Annotated in this window: 7 protein-coding genes; all 7 read left to right on the forward strand. The window is 35.4% G+C overall.

The window, feature by feature from the left end; all coding sequences use genetic code 11:
- The coding region (locus E1171_RS11565; RefSeq protein ID WP_187696408.1) for an RNA polymerase sigma factor at positions 1-419 on the forward strand (419 nt) is incomplete at its 5' end.
- A gap of 4 nt (positions 420-423) precedes the next feature.
- The gene (locus E1171_RS11570) at positions 424-2,997 is read left to right on the forward strand and encodes a TonB-dependent receptor (protein ID WP_155206166.1); all 2,574 of its coding nucleotides are present in this window, start codon (positions 424-426) and stop codon (positions 2,995-2,997) included.
- A gap of 57 nt (positions 2,998-3,054) precedes the next feature.
- A complete protein-coding gene (locus E1171_RS11575; RefSeq protein WP_187696409.1) occupies positions 3,055-3,975 on the forward strand; it encodes a FecR family protein in 921 nt (306 codons plus the stop codon).
- 744 nt (positions 3,976-4,719) lie between these two features.
- A complete protein-coding gene (locus E1171_RS11580) occupies positions 4,720-5,259 on the forward strand; it encodes a sigma-70 family RNA polymerase sigma factor (protein WP_155206168.1) in 540 nt (179 codons plus the stop codon).
- An 11-nt stretch (positions 5,260-5,270) separates the two neighbouring features.
- Positions 5,271-6,080 carry a HEAT repeat domain-containing protein gene (locus E1171_RS11585; protein WP_155206170.1) on the forward strand — a complete coding sequence of 270 codons (810 nt, stop codon included), beginning with the start codon at positions 5,271-5,273 and terminating at the stop codon, positions 6,078-6,080.
- 35 nt (positions 6,081-6,115) lie between these two features.
- Complete coding sequence (locus tag E1171_RS11590) at positions 6,116-6,904, forward strand: DUF4097 family beta strand repeat-containing protein (RefSeq protein WP_155206169.1); 789 nt, start codon at positions 6,116-6,118, stop codon at positions 6,902-6,904.
- A gap of 5 nt (positions 6,905-6,909) precedes the next feature.
- A partial coding sequence (locus tag E1171_RS24275; protein WP_222931478.1) for a hypothetical protein occupies positions 6,910-7,129 on the forward strand: 220 nt, incomplete at its 3' end.

The raw sequence follows: 7,129 nt of genomic DNA on the forward strand, positions 1-7,129 counted from the left end.
CTCTGGACAATGAAATAGCAAAGGATATTGCCCAAGATAGTTTCATTAAGTTTTGGGAAGCCCGGAGTAAAGTTAAGAATGGGGCTGAAATTAGCTATTTATATAGTATTGCTACTAATTTGGTAATGAATTACCATAAGCATAAAAAGGTTGTGGATAATTATGCCTCTAGAAAGCATTTCTCCTCAAAGCCAGAAAATCCACAATTTATCATGGAGCAAAATGAATTCAATCTTCATTTGGAAGAAGCCATCAATTCTTTAACGGAAAATCAACGGGTTGTATTTTTGATGAACCGAATTGATAAATTAACTTACGAAAAGATTGCCAATCGTCTCCAAATTTCAGTAAAAGCTGTAGAGAAAAGAATGCATGGAGCTTTATATAAGTTGAATCAAAAGTTGAAAAGAAAACTGTGAGCTCATGAAGGGGTCAGTTTTATGTATGTTATTAATTTCTTTTTTAGGCTGCATTTCGGTGAGCGGTCAAAGCAAGAAAAAGTTTAAAAGCATTCTGACCGAAATTGAAAAGAAATATAAAGTTCAATTCAATTTTGATAACGCTGTAATTAAAAATTTGGAAGTACGGACATTTTCTGATGACCCTAAGAATTTAGATAATTTATTGAATCGTCTACTGGCTGGTTCAGGAGTTAGTTTTAAGCGCGATGGAAATGATGTAATATTATTTAAAAAGCATTCGGAGGATATTTTAAAGAGCATTCAGGCCATTGTAGTAAATGGCCAATCGGGAGAGAGGCTTCCTAATGCTCTGATTTACTTGCCTGAACGGGATCAATATGCAACTACTAATCAGGAGGGTTATTTTATAATCCATAACATCACTACTAAGGAAGAAACGATGGTAATCTCACATATTGGCTTCCAACCTTTGTCCATAAAAATAAAAGATATTTCTAGTCAGGAGATTGCTCTTATTCCTTCCCCGGACTTTTTGAATGAAGTGGTAATCTTTGATCAAAAGAGACAAATCTTTGAATTAGCTGACAATGGAAGAGGTATTGGTATTAATCCGGAATACCTAAAGAGGTTAGGCAATTTTGGGGAGTCCGATGTCTTTCGATCCTTGCAATTTTTGGCTGGAGTTGATGGTACTGATGAAGCCTCAGCAGGTTTGAATGTAAGGGGAGGGACCGAAGATCAAAACCTGGTCTTGTTTGATGATTTTACAGTTTACCATTTGGACCACTTTTTTGGTGTTTTAAGTGCTTTTAATTCAGATATAATTAAAGATGTAAGGCTATATAAAAGTGGATTTTCACCAAAATACGGTGGGAAAATTGCCAGTGTAGTGGAAATGATCTCCAAATCTGGGAATAATGAGCGGGTTTCCGGACAGGTAGGGCTGAATATGTTAAGTGCAGATGCGGTATTGGAGTTACCTTTAAGTTCGAAATTATCTTTATTGTTAGCTGGGAGAAGATCCTACACTGATGTTTTACAAACTTCCCTTTATAAAAATTTGTTGACGGTTGTTGATCAAAATAAAGGGAAACCCGAGAATCTTTCTTTATTCCCAGAATCCAAATTTTATTTTTATGATACCAATGCAAAATTGACCTGGCGTCCTTCACCTAATGATGTCATTTACCTTAGTTTTTTTAAAGGGAATGATCATTTATATCTAGAAGATGAATTTAATGAACCAAATTTGATTGAGGCGCTTTCTGCTGACGAACTAGATGTCAACAGGAATTTTTTTACCGAAAAAGAGAATTGGGGAAATCAGGGAGAGAGTATAAGATATAATCGGTTTTGGAACAAGAAGCATTTTTCGGAATTCACTCTGGGGCTCTCTCAGTATTTCCGGTCATTTGATCGACAGGAAGTATTTTGGGAAGGTGATGAAAGGAATATTGTGGTTTTTGAAGATCAAAATAATATTGACGAGTATTCCTTAAAGTTAAACCATGAATTTTCTTATACAGATAATAAAGTGTTTGATTTTGGTTTGTTTGCCACTTCCACTTCCATAACATATGAGAATTTTAATTTTGGGAAATTGAATAATATTAATTTGGACCTTAAGGGGATGCAATTGGGAGGGTATGTGGCTTCTATCTATAAACCTTCTGAGAAATTATTTTTTTCCCCAGGAATAAGAGTTACTTATTTTGATGTAGGAAGTAGGACTTATTGGGAACCCAGAATGTCTGCCGCTTATCAGCCTGCCAATAATATTAAGTTCAATGCCTCCTTCGGAAAGTATTATCAATTTGTTGGTCAAGTGGTAGCAGATGATGCCTTTAGTGGACAAGATAATTTTTGGGTATTGAGAGGAGATGGGAACACATCTGTGCTAAGTTCCACCCAGGCCACAATGGGGTTTCAGATGGATTTGGGGTTATTTAGGCTACAAGTGGAAGGGTTTAGTAAAAAGGTTAACGGTTTGGCAAGGTATGTTGACCTCCCATTATTTAACTATTTAAAGGAGGACTATGGTTATGAATCTAATAGTAGCCTTCATAATGAGGAAATTGTTGAAGGAGTAGGAAGAACAAATGGGGTGGACCTAACTTTGATTAGAGATTTTCCCAATTTTAATTTTTTAGGCAGCTATACCCTCAGTAAATCTACCAATAGTTTTAATCAAATAAATGAAGGTGCGGAATTTTTGGCTAACGATGATCAGCGCCATCAATTAAAATTGTTAGGGACTTACCGGTGGAAGCGTTTGGATCTTGGATTGAATTGGGTATTTGGTAGTGGAAAGCCACATGATGAAGAATATGGGGAAGCTTTTGATCCCAATAATATGAATCGTTTACCCACCTATCATAGGTTGGATCTCAATATTTCTTACGGTATTAATTGGGGCAAAAACAATCAATTAGAGATTAATGCCAATTTTCTTAATCTGTATAACCGGAAAAATGTTCAAGTAACTTATGGTTTAGATGAGTTCGATGAGCCAAGTACAGATGAGGTTTATTTATTAGGATTTACCCCAAGTTTAGGAATTCAATATAAATTTTGATTTCCTTAGGTAGGTAAAATCTGATTAGAGTAAATATATGATTAAATGATGGTTAGGATGCGAAAAGATATGAACGATAAAGAACTTTTTGAGAGGTATAAAAATTCTCGGGCTTCCGATAATTCTCCCTTAGGTTCGGAAGAAGAAACGAATACAAAGAAAATTTTGAAGGAAACCTCTCAATGGAAATTAAGAGAGGATGAAAATCAGGAGGCAGTTTGGAACATTGTGGAATCCAAAATGAAAACTCCAACTGCAAAATCCTTTAAAATTTGGCATATACTTCGAGTTGCTGCGTCAATAGTAGCAGTGTTGGGGGTTGTTTTTTACCTTTATAATCTACAAAGTAGCAGAGGATTGGTGAAATTTGAAACGGCAATTGGTGAGAATAGAAAAATTGAACTCCCCGATGGATCACGGGTACAATTAGATGTTATGAGTTCTTTATCTTATAATGAATCTGATTGGGGTAAGCAAAGGATGGTTCATTTGGATGGGAAGGCATATTTTGAAGTAAAGGCGGGGAATAGTTTTGTTGTTAAAAGTACTCATGGTCAAACTCAGGTTTTAGGAACAAGCTTTTCTGTGGAAGATAGAAGAAAAAGTTTCCATGTGGAATGTTATACAGGGAAAGTAGGAGTAAAAAGAAAAGGGGCCGAAGAAATTTTGATGCCGGGGAAATCCATTCAATTGATAAATAATAAACTTGTGGTCAACTCTATTGATATTGAAAAAAATAGAGGTTGGATTAAGGGGAAAATCCACTTTGATAATGCTGATCTAAAGGATGTATATAAAGCATTAGAAATGAATTATCCGGTCAAAATAAAATCTCAATTGTCATCCACAAAATATTTCACTGGCTATATCAATACAAAACAGGATCTTGGACGAAATTTGGATCGACTCTCCTTAGCCATGGGGTTGGAAGTAAAACAAACCAAAGAAAACTTATTTGTTATTAATGAAGCCAGGTGAGAATGTCCTACTCATATAAGCAATAATCTGCAATTTTGTCTATAATATCTAACACCACTTATGCGGAAAATAAATTGAAAATAGACCTGTTTTCAAAACTTCTAATTCTTTATTAAGTATTTATTCTATTCCTATTGTTGTTAGGAAGGCAAATTTTTGACTCAACATTTTTATTATTTGGTTCAAAATTATGACCATTTTTTATTTTTATTTATTTTTTCTCAATTAACTCTAATTGTTATTGAAAGGAGTAGGTCCCAAAATACTTCGTTTCTCTTATAATTTGCCTTTTGAAAATTTTGGTTAAAAAAATCCTTCTTATTGAGGATTTCTCTTCATTTTCCACGGAAAACGTATCCAAGTCATTACTTTGTTATGCTTCAGATGACCAAAATATAAAAATGTGGTTGTCGTTTTGTTTCTTTAATTTAATGGTGGGCAAGTATTAATATTAAAGAGTGAATGGAATGGTCTCGTTCTCAGGTAATTTGGCCTAATCTCACTGAAATAGTATAATGATTTATTGAGTCTATACAGTTCCAGTATATTCGTGAAATCCAATAATAAATAAGCCTCAAGTTCACCCAATGAAATGGTTTCTTGGTTTTTTTCTGAAACATAATTGGGGCTCGTTGAATAGGTGAGAAAAACTCTTCTTTATTTTAAAAATATTTTTCTAAGGGTGTAACCTTTTTTGAATTTGAGGATAACCTATATGAATCTAAAATTTAAAACTTCCATTTAGTGAATAGTTTAAGCGATGAATTCTTAATGGCTGAGGCCTTGGACGACAAGCTGGATGGCCTTGGAGAGCTTTTTGAAAGGTATAATGTAAATTTGTTTAACTTTTTTTTACGCTTATCCCATGACCATGACTTATCTCATGATCTTACCCAAAATGTTTTTTTCCGCTTATTAAAATATCGGAAATCTTATAAAAGGGGGAGCCGATTTAAACCATGGATATACCAAATGGCCAGAAATATTTATTACGATCATTATCGAAAGCATGTAGAAAAAAGAGATGAGTTTGTTAATGTTTCAGGGCTGGCTGAAGCGTGGTCTGACGAGGAGGATCTCTTAAAAAGAGAACAAATACATCTTCTAGAGAAGGCTATGTCTTTACTTTCAATTGAAAAACGGGAGGTTTTAATCATGAGTAGGTATCAGGGAATGAAGTATGAAGAGGTGGCTGAGGTCCTGGACTGCACAGTAAGTGCGGTAAAAGTTAAGGTACATCGGGCCATGAAAGAATTGAAGGAACTTTATTTCAAGCAGGTTTAAAAATTACCGTTATGGGAGATTGTTTTGAAGTGAAAGATTATTTGACCTCCTATTTGGAAGGAAGCTTAACAAAAGAGGAGGAAAAAAAAGTTGAAGAACATTTAGAGGATTGCCCTTCCTGTGAGGAGGAGTGCAAACAAATGAGAAAATTACTAGGATTAATGGGGTCTGCACCAAAAATATTGCCCGATGATTCTATTCGCTTTTCTTTTGAGCAGCTTTTAAATGAGGAAAAAACCAAGATTAGCCTTGAAAGGAAAAAGGAAAAAAGGGGAGCAATTGTTAGAACTCTATGGCCAAAAAATGGGCAACAATGGGCTGCCAGTGTTGCTATGCTTATTCTTGGACTTGGTTTGGGGTATTATGTGAGCAAACCTGCATTAGAATCTACTTTGTCTGAGGTTGAAGCTTTAAGACGGGAGATGACAGAAATGAAAGAAATGATGATGCTTACTAAACTAAATCAACCTCTGGCAAGTGATCGTCTTCAGGCTGTAAGTTATACCTATTCCATGGAAGAGGGAAATACCGAGGTGATTGAAGCCCTGATTAATACTTTAAATAATGACGGGAATGAGAACGTTCGGATGGCTGCCGTAGATGCCTTGGCTCACTTCTCAAATGATCAAAGAGCAAGAGAGGCCTTATTGTATGCTTTAAAACAGCAGGATGATCCCGCCATTCAGATCGCTATAATTGATGCGCTTGTAAAAATCAGGGAAAAAAAGGCCTTACCTCAAATGCAAAAGCTTTTAAAAGAAAAGGAACTTCATGAAGTAGTCAGAAATAAAGTGAAAGATGGAATTAGTAGCTTAATCTGACTTTGAATTAATAAACATTAAAAAAATAACTTAAGATGAAAAAAAGATTAATGGCAGTCCTGTTGGCTAGTATGCTAAGCGGACAATTATTGGCACAGGAATTTAAAAGTCGTTTAAAGGGTGAACTCAAAGATAAAATTGTCTACATAATCTTTGATAATAGCAATATTGAAGTGGAGGGGTATAATGGCGATGAATTGATCATAAAAGCTACGGGTTTTGAGCAACCACAAAAAGATGCAAGAGCAGCAGGTTTACAACCTCTTTATCGTAATGTAGCTGATAATACGGGGGTAGGCCTTTCGATAAAGGAGATTGGCAATGAACTAGTGATTGAAAAAGCCAGTCGACAAGACGTGAATTATAAAATAATGGTTCCTCAAAGTGTAAATCTTAAAATGGAAGAGGTTAACTGGAATTCTGATCGTGTTACCGTAAATAAATTAAGAGGAGAAGTAGAAGTGAAATCCAATGGAGCTGATATCGAAATGAGTGCTGTTAGGGGACCCGTAGTGGCCAAAACTACAAGTGGCGATATGGAATTGAAGTTTGCCTCCTTAAACCAAAATAGTCCCACCTCTCTAGTGGCCATTAGCGGTTTTATTGATGTCACTTTACCTGCGGCTTCAAAGGCAAATATGAAACTTTCTTCTATTTCGGGTGAGGTTTTTACCAATTTTGATTTGAGTTTTGGGGACAAATCTCAAAGAGACCTTAGCCGAGTTGGAGGTGGACAGACTATTAAAGGTTCCACTAATGGGGGAGGAGTAGAGGTATCCCTTAAAGCCATAAGTGGGAACATTTATCTAAGAAAAGCAAACTAAAAAAAATGTTACTTCATTTGTGGCAATCAATGAATTGGAGAAAGTGGTTATTACTATGTTTGCTACTTTCTTCATCCTACTGGCAGTTATGCCTTTGGAATACTGCCAAAAGTGAAGTGAATGAGATTCTGAAAGGATATGTGGTAGTGCCAGAGATAAACTGGTACAAATCTCCTGAAAATATGGAGGTGAACAAAAAAAGGAATTGTCCTTGTGTTTTTTCTC

The sequence above is a fragment of the Xanthovirga aplysinae genome, from assembly GCF_009711365.1.
Classification (GTDB): domain Bacteria; phylum Bacteroidota; class Bacteroidia; order Cytophagales; family Cyclobacteriaceae; genus Xanthovirga; species Xanthovirga aplysinae.